Origin of the sequence: Candidatus Albibeggiatoa sp. nov. BB20 (assembly GCA_016744725.1) — a bacterium.
Taxonomy (GTDB): Bacteria; Pseudomonadota; Gammaproteobacteria; order Beggiatoales; family Beggiatoaceae; genus Albibeggiatoa.
The window spans coordinates 14,044-36,069 of record JADGDW010000009.1 but is presented as its reverse complement, the minus strand read 5'-3'; the positions used below and the strand labels follow the sequence as shown (position 1 = coordinate 36,069).

19 protein-coding genes are annotated in these 22,026 nt (G+C 37.6%); 15 read left to right on the top strand and 4 right to left on the bottom strand.

Going from position 1 to position 22,026, the window contains the following annotated elements:
* On the top strand, positions 1–1,492 hold a 1,492-nt coding region (locus ABXH34_RS02050), incomplete at its 5' end, for a hypothetical protein (protein WP_353570190.1).
* A 106-nt stretch (positions 1,493–1,598) separates the two neighbouring features.
* Positions 1,599–2,135, top strand: coding sequence for a pyridoxamine 5'-phosphate oxidase family protein (locus ABXH34_RS02045; protein ID WP_353570189.1), 537 nt, complete (start codon positions 1,599–1,601; stop codon positions 2,133–2,135).
* Between the two features lie 226 nt (positions 2,136–2,361).
* Here the strand turns inward: ABXH34_RS02045 and pheS are convergent, their stop codons facing one another.
* The 4 genes from pheS to ABXH34_RS02025 form a co-directional block, all read right to left on the bottom strand.
* The gene (gene pheS, locus ABXH34_RS02040) at positions 2,362–3,357 is read right to left on the bottom strand and encodes a phenylalanine--tRNA ligase subunit alpha (protein WP_353570188.1); all 996 of its coding nucleotides are present in this window, start codon (positions 3,355–3,357) and stop codon (positions 2,362–2,364) included.
* 457 nt (positions 3,358–3,814) lie between these two features.
* A complete protein-coding gene (locus tag ABXH34_RS02035) occupies positions 3,815–3,955 on the bottom strand; it encodes a hypothetical protein (protein ID WP_353570187.1) in 141 nt (46 codons plus the stop codon).
* A gap of 86 nt (positions 3,956–4,041) precedes the next feature.
* Positions 4,042–4,983, bottom strand: coding sequence for a hypothetical protein (locus tag ABXH34_RS02030; RefSeq protein WP_353570186.1), 942 nt, complete (start codon positions 4,981–4,983; stop codon positions 4,042–4,044).
* 273 nt (positions 4,984–5,256) lie between these two features.
* Positions 5,257–6,915, bottom strand: a complete 1,659-nt coding sequence (locus ABXH34_RS02025; RefSeq protein WP_502710390.1) for an RtcB family protein — start codon at positions 6,913–6,915, stop codon at positions 5,257–5,259.
* Positions 6,916–7,570: 655 nt separating this feature from the next.
* Between ABXH34_RS02025 and ABXH34_RS02015 the strand changes: the two genes are divergently transcribed.
* The 13 genes from ABXH34_RS02015 to ABXH34_RS01955 all read left to right on the top strand — a co-directional run bounded on the left by ABXH34_RS02015 (position 7,571) and on the right by ABXH34_RS01955 (position 21,949).
* Positions 7,571–8,338: an exodeoxyribonuclease III gene (locus ABXH34_RS02015; RefSeq protein WP_353570185.1), complete on the top strand. Its 768-nt coding sequence runs from the start codon at positions 7,571–7,573 to the stop codon at positions 8,336–8,338.
* A 200-nt stretch (positions 8,339–8,538) separates the two neighbouring features.
* The gene (locus tag ABXH34_RS02010) at positions 8,539–10,377 is read left to right on the top strand and encodes a response regulator (protein ID WP_353570184.1); all 1,839 of its coding nucleotides are present in this window, start codon (positions 8,539–8,541) and stop codon (positions 10,375–10,377) included.
* Between the two features lie 62 nt (positions 10,378–10,439).
* Entirely contained in the window at positions 10,440–11,612 is a 1,173-nt protein-coding gene (gene lpxB, locus ABXH34_RS02005) for a lipid-A-disaccharide synthase (RefSeq protein ID WP_353570183.1), read from the top strand.
* A gap of 76 nt (positions 11,613–11,688) precedes the next feature.
* Positions 11,689–12,282, top strand: coding sequence for a redoxin domain-containing protein (locus ABXH34_RS02000; RefSeq protein WP_353570182.1), 594 nt, complete (start codon positions 11,689–11,691; stop codon positions 12,280–12,282).
* A 79-nt stretch (positions 12,283–12,361) separates the two neighbouring features.
* Positions 12,362–12,781: a tol-pal system-associated acyl-CoA thioesterase gene (gene ybgC / locus ABXH34_RS01995; protein ID WP_353570181.1), complete on the top strand. Its 420-nt coding sequence runs from the start codon at positions 12,362–12,364 to the stop codon at positions 12,779–12,781.
* Positions 12,771–13,475: a protein TolQ gene (gene tolQ / locus ABXH34_RS01990; protein WP_353570180.1), complete on the top strand. Its 705-nt coding sequence runs from the start codon at positions 12,771–12,773 to the stop codon at positions 13,473–13,475. The genes ybgC and tolQ overlap by 11 nt, the downstream gene beginning before the upstream one ends.
* 26 nt (positions 13,476–13,501) lie before the next feature.
* Positions 13,502–13,903, top strand: coding sequence for a protein TolR (gene tolR, locus ABXH34_RS01985; RefSeq protein WP_353570179.1), 402 nt, complete (start codon positions 13,502–13,504; stop codon positions 13,901–13,903).
* A 341-nt stretch (positions 13,904–14,244) separates the two neighbouring features.
* On the top strand, positions 14,245–16,320 hold the full coding sequence (locus tag ABXH34_RS01980) for a thioredoxin domain-containing protein (RefSeq protein WP_353570178.1): 2,076 nt from the start codon (positions 14,245–14,247) through the stop codon (positions 16,318–16,320).
* A 259-nt stretch (positions 16,321–16,579) separates the two neighbouring features.
* Positions 16,580–17,023 carry a CopD family protein gene (locus tag ABXH34_RS01975; RefSeq protein WP_353570177.1) on the top strand — a complete coding sequence of 148 codons (444 nt, stop codon included), beginning with the start codon at positions 16,580–16,582 and terminating at the stop codon, positions 17,021–17,023.
* Positions 17,024–17,452: 429 nt separating this feature from the next.
* Positions 17,453–19,177 (top strand): acetolactate synthase 3 catalytic subunit, encoded by a 1,725-nt coding sequence (locus tag ABXH34_RS01970; RefSeq protein WP_353570176.1) that lies wholly within the window; start codon positions 17,453–17,455, stop codon positions 19,175–19,177.
* Entirely contained in the window at positions 19,177–19,671 is a 495-nt protein-coding gene (gene ilvN, locus ABXH34_RS01965; RefSeq protein WP_353570175.1) for an acetolactate synthase small subunit, read from the top strand. Before ABXH34_RS01970 ends, ilvN begins: the two co-directional genes overlap by 1 nt.
* 112 nt (positions 19,672–19,783) lie before the next feature.
* Positions 19,784–20,911, top strand: a complete 1,128-nt coding sequence (locus ABXH34_RS01960; RefSeq protein ID WP_353570174.1) for an SGNH/GDSL hydrolase family protein — start codon at positions 19,784–19,786, stop codon at positions 20,909–20,911.
* Positions 20,912–20,914: 3 nt separating this feature from the next.
* Positions 20,915–21,949 (top strand): sulfotransferase family protein, encoded by a 1,035-nt coding sequence (locus ABXH34_RS01955; protein WP_353570173.1) that lies wholly within the window; start codon positions 20,915–20,917, stop codon positions 21,947–21,949.
* The last annotated feature ends 77 nt before the right edge of the window (positions 21,950–22,026 follow it).

The window sequence follows — 22,026 nt, the reverse complement described above, 5'->3', positions numbered from 1 at the left end:
AGTCAGCAAAGAAGTGTATGAAGCCACCCGCGATGAGCCAATAGGTTTGAATCCAAATATTGTATTGTGGCCTGCGAATAATGGCAGTGATATTCAGCCAACATTCTATGAAGAAACACCTGATCCATTACCAGATTACTCAGTTTCAGGTTATCCCGTATCGATTCAATTTAACCCTTTAACTTATGAAAATGTAGCCGTTTCTAATTTCACCATTTACCACGATAAAGACAATACTGCATTGGATTTAACCCGTGAGTTGAATGAAGCGACTGACCCAAACAGCCGATTTTCAGGTTTAGAATATGCGTTATTCCCATTACAACGTTTAGCGTGGAATACTCGCTATCGTGCGGAATTAACCTATAGTGCTCAACTGATTGATGGTACAACCGAAACCAAAGATTTAGCATGGGAGTTTAATACGCGTCAGCTTGGTGTATCTTTATATGAAGTTGAGCAAGGCAGTGAAATTAAAGTGCCTTCAGGTTCTGAATTCGCGGTTTATTTGCCACCTACAGCGTCAACAACAGGATCAAGTCAAGTTGGCTGGAGTTTCTCAAGTGGGATGGATGTGGGTGTGACTATCGTTGACAGCAGCACATTGCAAATTACAGCGGCAGGTATAGACACCAATCGTGCAACCTTTACATTTTCAGATGGTCGTGAATTTAGCGTTGAAATTGATAGCACTGCACAGTTAAAAAATAATACATTAGCTGATACAGGCAACGGTGTTGATAGTGCGGGTTTAAATCCAGCAACTACAGATGGTACGACGGGTACTGATGGTTCAACCACAGATGGAACAACGGGTACTGATGGTTCATCAACAGCATGTAGCAGCGCAAGTTGTAGTTACACTTTAGAAGTGGATCAAGCGGGTTTTTACGTGATGAATATCGAGTTGCCCAAGGGAGGGACTGAAGGCTTTTGGGGCGTATCTGTTAATACTACTGCTGGTTATAACCCTGGTGGCTTTAATGCGGGCGCGATTTTAAAAGAAAATGGCGATGTACCCGGATTCGTAGGTTTTTATTTAAGTGGTTATGAAGCCGTGACTTTAACTCCGTATGAATATTTACAAGTGGCTGAAAGTGTGTTGGTACGCATTAAGTCAAATGACGTGATCTTGTATTCTAATGTTGTTAAATCAGGAACTTCTGTCACTACAGAAGTGCTTGCTCCGGGATTTTACGTTGCAGAAATTTTAAGCCAAGATGGTACAGCGCGTGGTTTATCTGGTTTAGGCTTGAATGCTAATACGTTTAGTGGTGGTGTGAATGTTGGTGGCTGGATTGATCGAGAAACCAGTGGTTCAAGTGCGGGCTTTGGCGCGTTTTATATTGCCTCTCCACAGCAAGTCAATGTTAATTTATTCTTTGGTGAAACTTATGGTTCTGTAGGCTCAACTGAGTTGGAAGCATCACTTTCCTTGCAAGAGGCAGATGGTTCTCGTACTTTGAAATGGTCTAGTAAAACGAGCAACTAAGTTATAATCTTCTGTTAAATGACTGTCAATCCTTCAAGGATGGGCAGTCTTTCAACTTCGTTATTCTATCTAAAAATCACCATAATGGGCAACTAAAAGGAAAAATATGTCGCGTGGTATTGAGCAAATCTTACATTCTGGCGAAATCACTGCGCAACAGCATTTTGATCAGCGAGCACGTTGGCAAACGGAAAAAGGTCAGCAAGCATTAGATCAAATGTTTAAAGATCACTTAGATTTCAACGCGATTCAATTTATTAAACAGCAAGATTATTTTTTTATTGCAACGGCAAGTACACAAGGAGAGTGTGATTGTAGTTTCAGAGGCACAGAACCTAATTTAGAAGGCAACAAACAACCCGCGATTATTGTGCGAGATGAAAAAACTTTAGTGTTTCCTGATTATACAGGCAACAATATTTATAACTCGTTGGGTAATATGTTAGATAATCCACACATTGGAATTTTATTTATTGATTTTATCAATGAGACACGATTTAGAGTCAATGGGTCGGTGAATATTGTGGAAGATAAAACCGCGTATCAACAATATTGGACAACGGCATTACGCTATATTGAGGTGACGGTTGAACAGGCTTATGCTAATTGTCGCAAACGCATTAGCCAATCTGTGAGTATTTGATTGTTAAATGTTATGCGAGCTTTAACACATTTTTTAAATATTGCCAAAGTACAAGAATGACATCATCATCTACATTAGAATATTTTTTTCTAACAAGCTCTGTTATTTCAATAGTTTGGACAGTTTTTGAAAAGTCAAAAATAGCTCAATTGGTTACAAGCTTTAGTGTTTGTAATTCATTGATTTAATTTTAAAAATATCCAAACTATTATTGATTGAAGCTAAATTAATTGAACTGCTTTAAGAAACGCAAGTCATTTTCAAACATCATGCGTAAATCAGGAATACCATAGCGTAGCATCGCAAACCGCTCAACACCCATACCAAATGCAAAACCTGTATATTGTTCGTTATCAATACCCACTTGATCGAATACATTAGGATGTACCATGCCACAACCTAATACTTCCAGCCATGTTTTATTGCCACGATGGTCTACCCATTCCACATCCACTTCTGCAGAAGGTTCAGTAAATGGGAAATAAGACGGTCTGAAGCGCACCGCTAAATCACGTTCAAAAAAGCGTTTTAAAAACTCGTCTAAAATGCCTTTTAAATCTGCAAAACACACATCGGTATCAATCATTAAACCTTCCACTTGGTGGAACATCGGTGTATGGGTCATATCAGAATCACAGCGATAAACTCGCCCCGGTGCAATAATTTTTAATGGTGGCTGTTGCTGCTCCATCGTACGAATTTGCACAGGTGATGTATGTGTACGTAATAAGGTGTGTGCATCAAAATAAAATGTGTCGTGCATAGCACGTGCTGGATGATGATCTGGAATGTTTAGTGCGCCGAAATTATGGTAATCATTTTCAATTTCAGGCCCTTGAGCAATATTAAATCCAATTTGAGCAAATAAATCTGTAATACGCTGCAAAGTTTGGGTTACAGGATGTAAACCGCCTTGGCTTTGACTGCGCCCTGCTAAACTAACATCAATTTTTTCAGAAGCCAATTGTGCTTGTAATTTATCAGCTTGTAATGCTTGTTTGCGAGCTTCAATAATTTTTTGGATTTCTTGCTTGACCACATTGATTGCTTGGCCTGCTTTGGGACGTTCTTCTACTGGCAATTTACCTAACTGCTTAAGCTGTTCTGTCAATACGCCTTTTTTGCCTAAAAACTGTACCCGCACATTATCTAATTCAGCTAAATCTGCGGCTTGTTCAATCTGCTGTTGGGCTTGGGCTTGTAATTCTGTCAGTGTATCCATTGATAATATGAGGCTTGGCTAAAAAATAGTGGCTCATATTACCATACCTGTTTGAGATTTTGCGATGCAAAACTAAGCAGATATTTTAGCTTTGTTGTATTTTTAGGCTAAAGATAGTTAAATTGCTTAATTTCACTCCGCCATGTTAGTTACTCATGTTACGCAAAAATTTCAAAAATTTTGAGTTTGCAATGATTCAGATAGTTTTAAAGCTTCAGTGGAATAGAGTGTGTGGCGATTTATGCTTGAATTTAACTTGTAGATGCTTATTTTATTACTTGTATGTGGTTTATGCAGAAATAGAATATTTGTATAAAGAAGGAAAGAAGTGCTGTTTTGTGATATGAATGGAAATACTGCAAATAAACATTGAATTAAAAACATAAAGTGTGAGTAAAATACATGATTTTTCCCACACTTTTAGCTTCTAATATTTTACAAAAAAACATAACACCTCCTAACGTCTATGCCAGTCAGAAATCTCCTTTTTAAGTTCTTTTTTGGCCTTGTGACGTTGGGTGGTTTTAGATTTTTCATGCACACCACCTTTGCGTAATAAGGGTGAACGTGCAACATAGTTTCGGGTACGGCTAGGCATTATAAGCTCCTGTAGCGTTTTATCAGGACGGGCAGTCCTGTAAATTAAAAATAGCTAATTGTCTTAAAAATAAGGATTACCCATTTTCAAAGACTTAATTTAAAAAAGCGTGGTTTTTCCACTTTGCGTAGATTTTTCTTCACATAGCGTAAATTCTGTAAAAAATGGGGCATTTGTTCAGTTTCTTGAAAACAAAACTTACGTGGAATAGTGCTATATAATGAACGAGGTGGCGAACAATGTTTCAACGCACAACCTGTTTCATAACTGTGATAGTAAATATTGTGAATGCCTAATTCATTGCGGATAAATTCGATGGTTGCCATCAGCATGGCTTCTTCCCAAACTTTAATATAAGGCTTGAGTACCGTATTGACGTAAGCAATTACTTCTTCGGGTTCAGCATCTAAACCGTATTCGTAATAAGCATCTGCTTCATCTTTATGCGATGCCATACGGCGGAATGTGCTGGCAACTTGCTTAATCCAATCGCTCTGTATTTCTTCAATTAACGCTTCATCCGAATCAAAATCCAAATCAATCCGCGCCCATGCTAAAGTTTCCCGAAATAACTCTTCTTTATCTTTGTGTTTAGATGGGTGATAGGTAGAATTAAAACGTGCTTTGTACCAAGGCTTGACTAATCGTCGATAAGCTTGGTCATGATGATTGGAAAAATTGAGTTGTAAAACAAGATTATAGCCAGTGCGGGAAGTTTGATAATAAGTGTCATATTTATTATTGCCCCATGAAGTGAGACCTAATAGAAAATACAACTCTTGATCCCAAACTGTGGCTAAATGATCTGTCGTGAGCTCACCTTGCCCAGCTAAAGCTAAAGCAGGTTTAAGTGTTGGTTTTTGTAGTAATTTTGCGAAAGGGGAATGTCGTAACGTACTAATTTTTTGTGGCTGATTGCCAAGGTAATATGATAGCAATGACAGCGCATAGCGGTCTTTAAAATAGGTAAATAAGGTACGCCCTTTGGGTAAACATTCGATAATCTCGTTTAGTAAATTTTTGTCCATGACTTTATCTCCAGATGCACGTATTGCAGGTAGATGAGTAAATGTGTTGCTCTAGTTCGTTTTGAGTTTGTATGCGTTAAGTAAGTTAAAGAAATCAAAGTATTCTCCTTGTTTAACAATAAGTTGTTGTGTGAATGAATTGAATAGTCATAAATCGACTCCTATTCGAGTTTATAAGTTAGAGCTCAAAGCTTCAGTTTGAATCAGAAAGTGACTCGTAAAGCTAAAACATGGGACTCCATTAAGGGTTTATATTAAAGTATAAAGTAAAAATCAGCCTTTAACACAAACCACTTGTTTCAAAGTATGTACCACATCGACAAGATCGTTTTGATGTTCTATTACCGTATCAATATCTTTATACGCACCGGGAATTTCATCTAAACCCCCTTTGTCTTTACGACATTCAACGCCTTCGGTTTGTTGTTCCATATCACTGACATCAAATGATTTTTTGGCTTTAGTTCGACTCATTTTACGACCTGCACCATGTGAACAGGAGCAAAACGCATCAGGATTGCCTTTGCCACGCACAATGAAAGATTTCGCACCCATGCTACCAGGAATAATGCCAAGTTCGCCTTCTTGCGCACTGATCGCCCCTTTTCGGGTTAAAAACACTTGTTCGCCAAAATGTTGCTCAATCGAAACATAGTTATGATGGCAATTAATTGCCTCTTTGGTAATGCTGAATACAGGAAGTACTTTTTTCAAAGCATCCAAAATCAAGCGCATCATCTCCTTACGATTCCACATAGCATAATCTTGCGCCCAATGCACCGCTTGCACATAGTCATCAAAATATTGCGTGCCTTCGGGAAAATAGGCTAAATCTTTGTGTGGCAATTGTGCAATATGGTTTTCCATGTCTTTTTTTGCTAAGCCAATGAAATAGCGACCAATATTATTACCAATGCCACGACTGCCTGAATGCAGCATAATCCACACATCTTGATTTTCATCTAAGCACAATTCAATAAAATGGTTGCCACCACCTAACGTGCCGAGTTGTTGCGCCCATGCTTGACGAGGCTTTCTTGACATTTTAGCAATGGCGGGATGTTTCTGCATAATTTGTTCGATACCATTGTCCAAAGACTTGATAGTCGAGCTATGTGCTTTGGGTCTGCCACGGTGCATTTCGAAACCGACTGGCACAACATCTTCAATTGTTTCTCGCACTTTTTTCAAGTTTTCAGGCAATTCATTTGCGGTCAAAGATAAACGTAAGGCATTCATTCCACAGTTATGCACAAAAACACCTGCTGATAAGGCAAAGTTAGCATATTCAGGCACAGTTAAACAATATACATCTGCTTTATAATCAAGTGGTTCAACTGATTTTACTTTGTGGTTTAATGCGTGTTCCACCGCAGGTTGTTGTACACTACGTTCACCTTTATCAATCTGACTGTAAAACGGCATTAAAGAGGTTTTCGGTTTTAAATCCTTAGCATCGCACCACAGACCGTCTCGTAGCATAAACTGGTGGTCAGGTGTACAAATGATTTCCTCATCATTATCAAGCACCACTTTCATCAATGCCGCATGATGTCGAGTCAATTTTGCTGTCGCTTTTGCACCTGTAATCTTGTGATTTTCATCAATGGCATAAACCCAATGTTCACCGCCAAGCTCTACAAGTTCTTGTAAACTCAGTTCTTTGCCATTTAATAATGGCACTTTAGTATCACCTGTAAAACAACCAATATCGACCCCAACCGCAGCAGGAATAATCGCTTTTTTAGTTGGAATCACTGACCCAACCGTTGCCCCAATACCCAGATGCACATCAGGCATTACCGCGACGTGATGGTGAATAAACGGCAGCTTTGAAATCTGAATAAGTTGATCTAATGCAGATGATTCAACGTCGTCTGTATATATTTTGATTGGAACAGCGCCTTTTTCCAATGTCATTTTAATAGGCATATCTCTTATCCTGCTTCTTGATAACCCGTTGTTAATTAATATAATCTGGCTATCAAACTTACACTTCATATCTTAATTACTAAATTTAAGGCATAAAAAAGCCCCAGCTAACAGTTCGTTGTCGGCCGAGGCTTTTTTTAGGTTTATACGTGAGTTTATGCACCGCATGACCTTGGAAGACAACTTGTTACAAGCCTTCCAAATCATTGCGTTAGAAGGCGTTGTTAATTTTTCCGTCCGAGATTTAACATAGTGATAACTCCGTATAAATAAAAATAGTGTGCAAAGCCTAGATTAGACCGTTAAATTTGTCAAGCTCTATTTTATCAATAAAATAATTACAAAAAACATAGTAAGCTTTGTATTTCTACTATAAATAATTCGATTATTTTGAATAATAACATTTAATATTAATTACTTAAGCTCAATACGGAGGTAAGCATAGTAAAACACCCAACTAAGGCTATGTTTAAATGATTTTTTAATTATAAATACTTTTATTTATGATTTTAATATAATATGAAGAATTGTCTAATTTTATAAAAATAAACGATTAAAGTGGAAAAAAAATGACTTTATAGGTTATAGCCGAACACAATTTGAACCCAGTAAATATGGTAAACTCAAGCCCTCATTTTAGTCCAATAAAGTTGTTATGCGTATTATTACTGCCAATGTTAATGGGATTCGTGCTGCGGCGAAAAAAGGTTTTTTTGATTGGTTAGCACCTCAACAAGCGGATTTTGTGTGTATCCAAGAAACCAAAGCACAGATTGACCAATTGTCCGATCAGATTTTCCACCCTCAAGGCTACCACTGTTTTTATCATGATGCGCAGAAAAAAGGTTATAGCGGCGTTGCGGTGTATTCGCGCCAACAGCCTCAACAAGTCAAGCATGGGATTGGTTGGGAAGAGCTTGATTGTGAGGGACGTTATTTGGAGGTGCAATTTAAAAATATCAGCGTCGTATCGTTATATATGCACTCAGGTTCGTCGGGAACGGAACGCCAAGATTTGAAATATCAATTTATGGATAAGTTTTTACCGTATTTACAAGCACGGCAGCAGGAAAATTTAGTGATTTGTGGAGATTGGAATATCGCACATAAGCAAATCGATTTGAAAAACTGGCGACCTAATCAAAAGAATTCTGGTTTTTTACCTGAAGAACGGGCGTGGATGGATCAGTTGCTTGATGAAACAGGTTATGTGGATGCGTTTCGGCAGGTGAATCAAGAGCCACATCAATATACATGGTGGTCGAATCGTGGACAGGCTTGGGCAAATAACACAGGGTGGCGGATTGATTATCAAGTAATTACAGAGTCCCTGCGTGAAACGGTACAAACTGCCAGTATTTATAAAGAGCAACGATTTTCTGACCATTCGCCTTTGATTATAGATTATGACTTTTCATTATAAATCAATAAATTAAGAAGAACTGATTATCATAGTTCAAAAATGACAAAAACATTAAAATATGTTCTAATTTAAAGTTATTCAAATAATACCTTTGACGAACAAAAAGCTAAAATTGCTTATTATTTAGTGGATTAACTGTTAGCTTATGTTATCGATTTTTACATTATTTAAGATATATTTTTATGGATTATGATAAAAAGATGGATACACAAGAAAGTCCTCCACAACTACCTAAAACAACAGTTAAATTAGACACTATTATTTTAATATCATCTAATTTAATTTTTTATTTGCTCGCAATTAATTTTGACATATGGGACAGGTTACATGATTTCAGTCGCACGTATGAGCATTGGGAATTAGATGAAATATTCGTACTTATTTTACCAAATACGTTTTTTTTAGGGCTTTATTCACTACGGCGTTGGCTTGAGTTAAAAGAGCAACTGATTTATCAAACATGGTTAACCAAACAATATCATATTGCAAGACAACAAGCAGATGCAGCTAACCAAGCCAAAAGTGAATTTTTAGCTAATATGAGTCATGAAATTAGGACACCTATCAATGGTTTGATTGGGGCGACAGACTTACTATTAGATACTAAATTGGATGCTGAGCAAGATGATTATGCACATACGGTAAAACAAAGCAGTGATGCTCTTTTGACCTTAATCAATGATATTTTAGACTTTTCAAAAATTGAAGCCCGCCAACTGATTTTAGAAGAATCTGCTTTTGTTCTACGTGATTGTGTTGAACACGCGATAGACCTCATTGCACTTAGAGCTCATCAAAAACAGCTTAACGTGGCTTATTTTATTGAACCTAATGTGCCTGAGATATTAATAGGCGATGTCACTCGTTTACGTCAAATTATGATTAACCTTTTGAGTAATGCTTTAAAATTTACTGATGAAGGTGAAATTAATATTCATGTTACCCTTAAAGCTATTAAAGATGAAAATCAAGGTGTTGTACAGTTTGATATTCAAGATTCAGGTATGGGAATTGCGCCTGATAAAATCCAAAATTTATTTAATGAGTTTGTACAAGCAGATACTTCAATTACTCGTAAATATGGCGGTACAGGTTTAGGGTTGGCGATTAGTAAAAATTTATGTGAATTGATGAATGGCCAAATTTGGATTGAAAGCGAACTAGGGCAAGGCACAACATTTTCCTTTACAATTCAAGTAGAAATGGGACAAGAATCTGTATATCCTCAATTATACCAATCAACTCCCTGTTTAACAGGTAAAAAAGTGCTACTTTGCACACGGAAAATGACCTTAAATCATAAGATATTAAATAGTTTTATGCAGCAATGGGGTATGTCAGTTCATTCATTTCACCAACCCGATGAATTAATGAAATATCTCGAATTGGATAACACAGTTGATATTGCAGTTTTAGACACTTTTTTTGATGCAAAACAATTTGCAAGTATTATCAAACAATTCAAATCATGTATTGATTATACTCAGTGTGAATTATTAGCCTTAACTCAGCTAGACCATTCAAAAACCTTTTTACAACAAGACGGTGTTTATTTTTTAACCAAACCGCTAAAACCTAAAAAATTACATAATCATTTAGTTAATCTTTTTTCTGAATCTGAAACAACAGAAAGGACAGAACTCATAGAGAAAATCCAAATCCAAGTGCTTAATACCAATGTATTACTTGCTGAAGATAACAAAGTTAATCAGAAAGTTGCCCGCATTATTTTAGAAAAAATTGGCTGTAAAGTAACCGTTGCGAATAATGGATTGGAAGTTCTAGAATTACTTGCACAACAACAGAATTACGACATTATTTTAATGGATGTACAAATGCCTGAAATGGATGGACTTACAGCAACTCGCAATATTATCGATCAATATACAGATAACCGCCCAGTCATCATTGCGATGACAGCAAATGCAATGCAAGGCGATAAAGAACAATGTTTACAAGCGGGTATGGATGATTATCTTGTGAAGCCAATTAACCGTCAATTATTGGCAGAAAAATTAGCGTATTATTCTAACTGTTAAATAGCCGCTAGTTTAGGCCTGTATTTTATATTACTGATAATAATAGAATAATAGTGAAATGAATGGATAAAATAAGCAATCAAAAAGCAAAAATATTACGCATCGGCATTGTAGCTGGGGAAATTTCTGGCGATATTTTAGGGGCGGGATTAATCCAAAGCCTACAAAAACATTATCCCCAAGCCCAATTTGAAGGCATTGGCGGACAAAATATGTTGCAAGCAGGCTTCAAAACCCATTACCCAATGGAAACACTGTCGGTTATGGGTTTGTTTGAAGTGTTAAAACATTATCGCACCATCAAACGTTGTCATGATGAATTACGCGATTATTTCCTGCAAAATCCACCCGATATTTTCATTGGTATCGACGCACCTGATTTTAATCTTCGTTTAGAAAAACACCTCAAACAAGCCAATATTTCGACCGTGCATTATGTCAGTCCATCGGTATGGGCATGGCGCGAATACCGTTTAAAGCATATTAAACAAGCCTGTGACTTGATGCTGACTTTGCTCCCATTTGAAGCTGCTTATTATGAAAAAAAACAACATCCCGTCACTTTTGTAGGACATCCACTGGCAGATAACATTGAGCTGAAAACTGATAATCTCGCCGCCCGACAAGCACTTAACTTAGATGAAAATGCGACATGGATTGCAATTCTACCCGGTAGCCGTGGCACAGAATTAAAACAACTGGCAGAACCCTTTATTCAAACTGCGCAATGGTTGCTACAAAAACGCCCCGATTTACAATTTATCATTCCACTTGCCAATCAAAAAACCACTGATATTTTCCAACAACATTTACAACAAATTGCCCCTAATTTACCGATTCAATGTTTCACCGCACAACAATCTCACCAAGTGATGGCAGCGGCTGACGTGATTTTAATGGCATCAGGTACAGCAACACTGGAAGCAATGTTAGTTAAACGCCCGATGGTGGTTGCCTACCGCTTAATGACATTGACTTATTGGATGGCAAAGCAATTGGTGCATATTCCTTATTTCTCATTACCCAACTTATTGGCGAATGAAAAATTAGTGCCTGAATATTTACAACACGAAGTCACACCAGAAAATCTAGGACAAGCTATACTATATTGGTTAGATAACGAAGCAGCAGCAAAACAATTAGACCAGCGTTTCACAGAATTACATTTACAATTAAAACAATCTGCTAGTGACCGAGCGGCTCAGGCTATTGTAGAGCTGTTGGCAGAACAATAAATAAAAAAATCAGCGTATTGTAGTTGGTTCAAGTCAAAAAGTGTTTGTCATACCTTGACTCCATGAGGAGGTTGTCATGCGTTACCTTATTTTATGTGTTTATTTCCTTAGTTTATCACTTCATGCAGCCCCGCAAATTGGCTCGCCTGTGACTAATTTCACTTTATTAGACAGTTGGGGGAATCCTGTTAAATTGTCTGATTTTGTCGGAAAGCACGTTGTATTAGAATGGTTTAACCAAGACTGTCCAGCAGTGAAACATCATTATGAGCTAAAAACCATGCAAAATTTAGCTTATGAATATCTTGGCCATGATGTGGTGTGGTTGGCAATTAATAGCACCCATTACATGACACAAGAAGATAACCAGCGTTGGCGGCAATTAAATCAAATTTTTTATCGTATTTTAGATGACCATCAAGGTTTAGTCGGTCAAGCATTGCAAGCTGAAGTCACTCCGCAGGTTTTTATTATCAATCCACAAGGCATACTCATGTACAAAGGGGCAATTGATAATGCGCCTGAAGGCGTTGCTACGTTTAATTATGTTAAAGCGGCTTTACAAGAGTTAGTGGAAGGAGAATCCGTGACTTATCCAGAAACTCAAGCTTATGGCTGCGCGGTAAAATATTCAGCTCAAATGCTTAATTTAAGTACTCATTTAGAATAAATCGTCAGGGCTGGAAGTATTGCAACAACGGCCAGTCCTAAAGAAACTGTTATAATAAGCCTTTCGTTTATAACCTGTTATGCCAAATATGAATTCTCATTTCAACTTTCCCGTTAGAGTCTATTACGAAGATACTGATGCAGGTGGTGTAGTCTATTATGCCAACTATTTGAAATTTCTTGAGCGTGCCCGCACCGAATTTCTGCGCCATCTTGGATTTGAACAAACTGATTTAATCCAACAGCATCAACAGATTATTATGGTGCGCAATATTAACGTCGATTATCACAAGCCTGCCCTATTCAATGATATGTTAACCACACTGACAACAGTTAAAAAAATGGGCAAAGTGAGCTTACAAATGGAACAACACGTGCTAAGAGAAAATACACTATTGTGTGCAGCACAAGTTAAATTAGCTGGCGTTCATGCAACTGAGTTACGCCCGCAGCAATTTCCACTTATTTTATTACAAGCGTTACAAGATTATGTTTCCTGATTTGTTACCTGAACTTACAAACTCGTTTTATATCAAACTATTTCTTGATGCCAGTGTCTTTGTTCAAGCGGTGATGGTGTTATTAATTTTTCTGTCACTTTATTCTTGGGCATTGATTTTAGGTAAAAGTCATGTGTTGTCAAAAGCACGTAGCTCAGCATGTAAATTTGAAAATCAGTTTTGGAAAAATAAAGATTTCACTGGTTTATATAATCGTATTAGCGGCTATCGCCGTGACCCTAGAGGTTTGGAAAGTATCTTTTTCATCGGCTATGTTGAATTTGCCAAGCAACGTAAACAAAATATTGCGCCTGAAGTGATGTTAAATAGTTTACAACGTGTCATGAAAGTGGCTTTAGTACGTGAAGTCGATAGATTGGATAAAGGGCTATCTACTTTAGCTACGATTGGTTCGGTCAGTCCTTATATTGGTTTATTTGGTACGGTGTGGGGCATTATGCACTCGTTTCATGCTTTGGGAAATGTACAGCAAGCGACTTTGGCCATGGTTGCACCGGGGATTTCTGAAGCACTGATTGCAACTGCGATTGGCTTATTTGTGGCGATTCCTGCTGTGATTGCTTACAACAGTTATATGGCTGAAATTGATCGTTTGACCACACGTTATGATAATTTTTTAGAAGAATTTACTAATTTATTGCAACGCCAAATTTACGCCAAAACCAGCTCATGAAGAATAACCCTTATCGCAAGCGCCGCATGGCTGAAATAAATGTCGTACCCTACATTGATGTAATGTTGGTATTGTTGATTATCTTCATGATTACGTCACCGCTATTGGTTGAAGGGATTAAAGTCGATTTACCTCAAGCCAGTCAAAGTACGCCTGACGTGGTGACAGATGTTGGTGAGTTAATCATTGTGTCGATTGATGCCGATGGTTTGTTGTATTTGCAGGACAATGAGCAACCTTATTCAGAGCAAGAAATTATTTTATCCATCAAAGATTTACTTAAAGACCAAGCGCAATCCAGAGTATTGCTGAAAGGCGATAAAAATGTGGCTTATGGACGGATTATGCAAGTGATTGATGCGTTGAAAGTGTCAGGCGTAACCAATGTCGCATTGATTACCAGTATTAAAACAGACGAGTCAAAATAAGCAGAAAATTTAGCGTAATCGAACTGCTGATTTTTGAATGATTGGTAGTTCTCATTATCGGTAGTCCTATGAAAAAGTGTTATAGTCGTTTTACTTTAAAGTGATACAGGACTGGTAGTCCTAGATTTTAAAACTGATTGATATTTAAAGTATAAAAGGACTGCCAGTCCTAACACATAAACCAGAATTGACTATAATGCTAAAGATTTGATTCGCCTTATAAACCTTAATTCAAGCAACAATCCGCAAAAATACCCGTGGTTTCACTCTTGTTTGATTTGTCATCTTAACCATCGTCCCCATAATATTTGCATTGCCTCACTAACTATTGGAATAAGCGCATGTCCACAACCAATGCTTTAGCCCGTGAAACCAGTCCTTATTTACAACAACATGCTGATAATCCTGTGCAATGGCATCCTTGGGGAGAAGAAGCGTTACAATTAGCCAAACAACAACAAAAACCGATTTTATTATCTATTGGTTATTCAGCTTGTCATTGGTGTCATGTAATGGCGCACGAATCATTTGAAAATGAACAAACCGCCGCGATCATGAATGAGCATTTTATTAACATCAAAGTAGACCGTGAAGAACGCCCAGATTTAGATAAAATTTACCAATTAGCCCACAATATGATTGCGCAAAAAGCAGGCGGTTGGCCGTTAACCATGTTTTTAACCCCTGAAGAACATATTCCTTTTTTTGGTGGCACTTATTTTCCACCTGAAGCGCGTCACGGATTACCTGCCTTCAATGAAATTTTGCACAAAGTCTCAGGTTTTTATCATCAAGGCAAAGAACAAATTCAACAGCAAAGTGCGGCTTTAACCGCTGCTTTACATCAATATGAACATTTTGTAAACGATGAACAAACCACGATTTCGGCCGCGCCATTACATGAAGCAATCGAACAATTAGCCGATAATTTTGATGAGGTGCATGGTGGATTTGGCGGTGCACCAAAGTTTCCACATTTAACCAATTTAGAATTTGTATTTGACCACTATTGGACAATGCAGCAACAGGATAAAGCAGACCCGCAAGCGTTAGAAATGGCGTTGTTTAGTTTAAAAAAAATGGTATTAGGCGGCATTTATGACCAAATGGGTGGTGGCTTGTGTCGCTATTCCGTAGATGAATTATGGATGATTCCCCACTTTGAAAAAATGTTGTATGACAATGGGCTATTCCTTGTCGTTTGTAGCAAAGCCTATCAAATTTGTCAGCTCACAGGCCGAACCGAAGACGCTAAATTATTCAAACAAGTGATACAAGATAGTGCGGACTGGGTTATGCGTGAAATGCAGTCGCCTGAAGGTGGTTTTTATTCGACCTTAGATGCGGATTCTGAAGGCGAAGAGGGCAAGTTTTACGCTTGGGAACGAGATGAAATTAAACAATTATTGGATTCAGAGACTTATGAATTATTCGCCGCTCAATTTGGTTTAAATTATAAGCCTAACTTTGAAGGAAAATGGCATTTACATAGTTTCCGTGAGCGTGAAGAATTAGCTGAAAAATTTGAACTGCCCATTGAGACGGTCGACGAAAAATTAGATCAAGCCCGAGCAATTTTATTCCAACAACGTGAACAACGAATTCGTCCGCATCGTGATGAAAAAGTATTAGTTTCGTGGAATGGCTTGATGATTAAAGGTTTAGCCATGGCGGGGCGGGTTTTGGAACGTGAAGATTATGTGCAAGCGGCTCAAAAATCCGTAGATTTCATTCAGCAAACCATGTGGGAACAAGGCCGTTTAAAAGCCACTTATAAAGATAGTAAAGCCCGCTTAAATGCGTATTTAGATGATTATGCGTTTTTACTCGATGGTTTATTAGAATTATTAAAAACCGATTGGCGCAATCAAGATTTAAGTTTTTCAATTCAATTAGCTGAAGTATTATTGAGCGAATTTGCTGACCCTGAAACAGGTAGTTTTTACTTTACTGCCCATCGTCATGAAGCGTTGATTTCACGGCCAAAATCCTATGCTGATGAATCAATGCCTAGCGGAAATGGAATTGCAGCTTTAGCGTTACATCGTTTAGGCCATTTATTGGTTGAAACCCGTTTTTATACTGCATCTGAAAAAGTGTTAAATGCGGCGTGGGCACATATTCAACAATTACCTTATGCACATGGCGCGTTATTGTTGGCGTTAAATGAGTTTATAAATCCACGCCAAACCATTATTTTGCGTGGTAAACCTGAATTAGTGGCGCAATGGAAAGTACTTTATTTAGAGTCGGCCAAACCGCATCAAGTCTGTTTTGCGATTCCGAAACAACTTAACGATGATATGCCTGTTGTGCGTCAAACTCAGGCGGATATTGTGGCCTATATATGCACAGGAATGCAGTGTGATGCACCAATTACAGATATTGAAACATTTAAGCAGTGTTTAAAGGGATAAAGATTAAATAATTACAGTATACGGCTGTTCGATGGTTCGGGCAGCTTTAAACATTCATGGCTAACAATGGCTACGTTATACAAAGGCTTTAATATTTAGAAAGCCCATTAAATATTATCCAGCTTAGCTCAAAACTTTAATTTAATAAAAAATCAATCACTTAAAGTGTATGGCAATATAACCTAAAAATTATCTGAAGTATTGATAGAATGGCAATTTATATATTTATTACTGCTGTTAAAACAAAAGGTAAAATACAATGTATGGCACAATGCTTTTTCTACATATATTAGGCGCAACAATTTGGACGGGTGGCCATATTGTACTTGCTGTTGCAATATTACCCCAAGTGTTAAAAAATAAGGATGTTGAATTTTTATCCCGATTTGAAAATGGTTATGAAAAAGTTGGAATTCCTGCCTTACTTATTCAGGTTATCACAGGACTTTATCTATCATTTCACTTATTACCAGACTTCTCTCAATGGTTCGATTTTGCTCAGCCTATATCACGCATTATTAGTATTAAGCTAATATTATTGTTTTTGACATTTGCACTAGCAATTGATGCCAGACTGAGAATTATTCCAAATTTGTCTCAAGATAACCTTAAAGCTTTAGCATTCCATATCATACCCGTTACAATTATTTCTGTTTTATTTGTATTTGTTGGGGTTTCCTTCAGAACAGGCTGGTTATATTAAAAACTCATTTTATACAAAATAATGAATACAGCAGTGTGAGGTAAGTTATTCACATGGGGTGGATCAACAGGTTTACCCCAAAAACTAAAATTGATAAATACAGCATCTTTAATAATTGTTTAAGATGATGAATTCCATGTTAATGGTTAACTTAGATTATTAGTGTAAAGAGAAAATGGGGGAGATTCATAACACCTTATATAGAAGTAGCTATTGTTTATCCATCAATTAAACATCAGAGCAGAGCTATTCCACCAAAGCCTATATTCTTGGCATAGAATCGCCATTTGCTAATATAAATCAAAAATCTGCTTGACCTCTAAACCTAAGCTTGTTATGTTTGCCGACTTGCTTTTTAGTTTTATACATACTTAGAACACGCTTAATTTACTACAAATTCTGTGATTTATGAGGAGGCCTATCTAGATCATGGCCAATAAAGAAGTTTTAACGGGTGCAGAAATCCTAATACGTTGCCTAGAAGCTGAAAATACCGAGTTTATTTTTGGCTATCCGGGCGGTTCGGTGTTGCATATTTATGATGCACTGTTTAAACAAAACAAGATGCAACATATCCTTGTGAGACATGAGCAAGCAGCCCTTCATGCGGCTGATGGCTATGCTCGTTCAACAGGTAAACCGGGTGTGGTCTTCGTGACCTCAGGGCCTGGTGCAACTAATGCTGTGACAGGGATTGCAACTGCTTATTTAGATTCTGTGCCTATGGTAGTTATCAGTGGTCAAGTACCGACTTCACTTATTGGTAATGATGCGTTCCAAGAGGTAGATACCATTGGTATTACTCGCCCTTGTGTTAAACATAACTTCTTGGTTAGCGACATTAAGGATTTGGCTGAAACAATCAAAAAAGCGTTTCATATTGCAACGACAGGTCGTCCGGGTCCTGTATTAGTCGATATCCCTAAAGATATTACAGCGCATACAACCGTGTTTGAATATCCGCATACTATAGAGATGCGTTCTTATAAACCTGTTGTATCTGGACATCCGGGGCAAATTCGTAAAGCTGCTGATTTAATTTTATCCGCTAAACGCCCTGTGATTTATACAGGTGGTGGGGTTATTTTAGGCAATGCGTCGGAAGAATTAGTCGAATTTACCCGCTTATTAGGTTATCCAATTACACAAACCCTAATGGGCTTGGGTTCATATCCTGCAACTGATACACAGTTCATCGGTATGTTAGGAATGCACGGTACATATGAAGCCAATATGGCGATGCACGAATGTGATGTATTAATTGCAATTGGTGCGCGTTTTGATGATCGAGTCACAGGTGAGTTAGAGAAATTCTGCCCTTATGCTCAAATTATTCACGTTGATATTGATCCGTCTTCAATTTCTAAAAACGTTAGAGTCGACATTCCAATTGTCGGTGCAGTGGATAATGTTTTACAAGAAATGACTAAAACCATTCGTGAAGCGGGCAAACAACCTGATTCTGACGCGCTGGCAAATTGGTGGGTGAAAATCGACGCATGGCGTTCTAACAATTGTTTAGATTATGACCGTGATAGCGTTGTAATTAAGCCTCAATTTGTTATCGAAAAATTATGGGAAGTCACAAAAGGTGATGCCTATATTACGTCTGACGTGGGTCAGCATCAAATGTTTGCGGCGCAATTCTATAAGTTTGACAAGCCAAGACGTTGGATTAACTCAGGTGGTTTAGGCACAATGGGCTTTGGTTTACCTGCGGCAATTGGAACAAAATTAGCGTTTCCAAATGAAGAAGTTGCTTGTATTACAGGTGAAGCCAGTATTCAAATGTGTATTCAAGAACTGTCTACATGTAAACAGTTTGATTTGCCAATCAAGATCATTAACTTGAACAACCGCTACATGGGTATGGTTCGTCAGTGGCAAGAAATGTTTTATGATAAACGTTATTCTCATTCTTATATGGATGCGTTACCTGATTTCATCAAATTAGCTGAAAGTTATGGTCATGTTGGAATGCAGATCGAGAAGCCTGAAGACGTTGAAGGCGCATTGCGTGAAGCGATGGCGATGAAAGATCGTTTAGTCTTTATCGACTTCTTGACCGATCAAACAGAAAATGTTTATCCAATGGTAGCAGCAGGTAAAGGGCAGCATGAAATGCTACTATCCCCTGAGAAGGAGACAAGCTAATGCGACACACGATTTCAATTTTAATGGAAAATGAAGCCGGCGCGTTATCACGGGTTTCAGGTTTATTTTCTGCACGCGGTTACAATATTGAATCATTGACGGTTGCGGTTACTGAAGACCCCTCATTGTCACGGATGACTTTGGTTACAAATGGTCCTGACACCGTGATTGAGCAAATCACCAAACAGCTTAATAAGTTGGTTGATGTGATACGTTTGATTGATTTGACGGAAGGCTTGCATATTGAACGTGAATTATTATTGCTCAAAGTGAAAGCAGCGACTAATACTCAACGTGAAGAAACCAAGCGTTTAACTGACATCTTTGGTGGGCGGATTTTAGATGTATCTGATTCCAATTATGTAGTTGAATTAACGGGTAAAGGCCATAAGATTGATGCGTATTTGAAAGCCTTAGAACCTTCTTGGATTGTTGAAGTGGTTCGTTCTGGTGTTTCTGGTATCGGACGTGGTAATAAGAGTTTACAGCTCTAATTAAATCAGATTTGGGAGTGCACGATTTGTTTTGTTTGAACACATTTTGCGCTCCTTTATCAATTCTAATTCCTAAAATAATTTAGTCTATCCATCCTCGGCGGCCTTGCACATGGATAATAATAAAAAATATCCCCTTAGTTTCTACCTATTTGTTCCCCTGATTACGACCCTATTCACAATTCTATTACTTGAGTTGGCCTTAAACCTCATTGCACCAATTCCATTTTCTGTTGAACGCGGCATGTTTTGTGAGGCTGATCCACATACGGGCTATCGTTTAAAACCCAATGTCACCAGTTACGCGCATAATACGGGCTATTCCAATCATATCAATCAATATGGACATCGTGACCAAGCAGTACAGATTCCAAAACCTGATAATGTATTTAGAATTTTATTACTGGGCGATTCGTTCACAATTGGGGCGAAAATGCGTGAAGAGCAAGCTTATCCGCATTTATTAGAAAATCAGCTCAATCAACACGTAAAAAATAAAAAAATTGAAGTGGTTAACGCAGGCGTTGGCGGTTGGCAACCTTTTCATTATGCACAATATTACGAACATTATGGGCAACAGTTCCAGCCTGATATGGTTTTAGTCGGCTTATTTATTGGTAATGACACTTATACTCAAGAAACCGATGTTTCTCATACTCCAACAGCGATTATGGGCCAACTCGTCTCACCTCAAAAAGCGCAACAAGTTGGTATCAAATGGAAAATCTGGCTATATGAACATTCCAATCTGGTACGCTTAGTTTTAAATAAAAGCACAACATCAGTTAATCAGGGCTATTTACGCGAAAATTGCCAAGACTTTACAACTAAATTTTTACAAATTCAAACCCACCGCCTCGCAAATCATTTAAAACGCAGCCTTGAACAAGAGCAACTTATCCAAAATACATTGCATCAAATTCAACGTATTCAAAATATTGTATCCAAGACTCAAACACCTGTTATTGTTGCTTTATTGCCAGATGAAACACAAATTAATCCTGTATTGCAGCAAGCACTATCAACTGCTGAAAATAAAGCTAATTATGATTTTAATATGCCACAGAGCTTATTAACTGAAAAATTAACAGAATTAAACTTACAAAACATTGATTTATTACCAGCATTTTTACAAGATAAACGTTGTTTATATATGAATGATACTCATTGGACAGCGGAGGGACATCAGTTAGTTGCTGAAACATTAGTGAAATCTATTTTGCCTTTGATTACAGAGTAAATTATGCACATTATCATATTGGGAATGCACCGCTCAGGCACATCGGTGGTTGCAGGTTTATTAAATTTGATGGGAGCTTATTTTGCACCTGATGAAGTGGCATTGCCTGCTGACATGACCAACCCTAAAGGTTATTGGGAACGCAAAGATGTCATTATTGCCAATAAAACCTTGATGGAAAGTGCTAACTCAAGCTGGCATCAAATCAGTCAATGGGATATTAATCAAGCAACTGATGCACAAAAAATAAATTTTAACCAACAACTTGAACCCATTTTAGAAAATTTAAACCAGCACCAACATTGGATGTTAAAAGACCCGCGCTTGTGTTTGACCTTGCCGCTTTGGCAACCCCATTTTGATAATCCAGTTTACGTAGTTGTGTATCGCAGCCCGATTCAAATTGCTCAATCGTTACACAAACGTAATCAATTTAGTTTACATACGGGTCTTGCATTATGGGAAAAACATACACTAGATGGATTAAAAGCGATTCAAGATAAACCTAAGGCTTTAGTCTCTTTTCATGATTTAGTACAAAATCCACTAGAAACGGTTAAAAAACTATATCAAAGTATTGAAAATATCGAGTCTGGCTTAAAATTGCCATCTGATGCAGAAATAATTAATTTTGTTCAGCCAACCTATATGCACCAACGTGGTAGTAATCATCTATTAAAAGCCTTTGCTAATCAGCCACAGCTCAATTTAGTACAACAACTTGAACAACAAACTATTTTTCGGACGGTTTTGCCCAATTTATCTGAAGGTGCTCAGGCCATTTTGCAGCAACATGACCTACAATTTCAGCAGCAACAAAATATCAAACAATTGACTGATGAAAAACAACAGTTTAAATATTGGTTGGATAGTTTAAGTGGAGATATTCCAGCGACATTTAATTCTCAAACTTGGCGGTTAGGCGAATTATTTACAAATATCATATTGAAAATATTAGGCAAAAAGCGTGGCGAAATGGCCAAAGATAACGCACAAAGAATGATAGATGAATACCAGAATTGGAAGTCAAATCAATAAAATCCTCAAGCTTATAGTCTGAATTTTGATCTAATCAACGAGGCTTTTAAATCAGCCCTGAAAACTGCTCTAAAAGT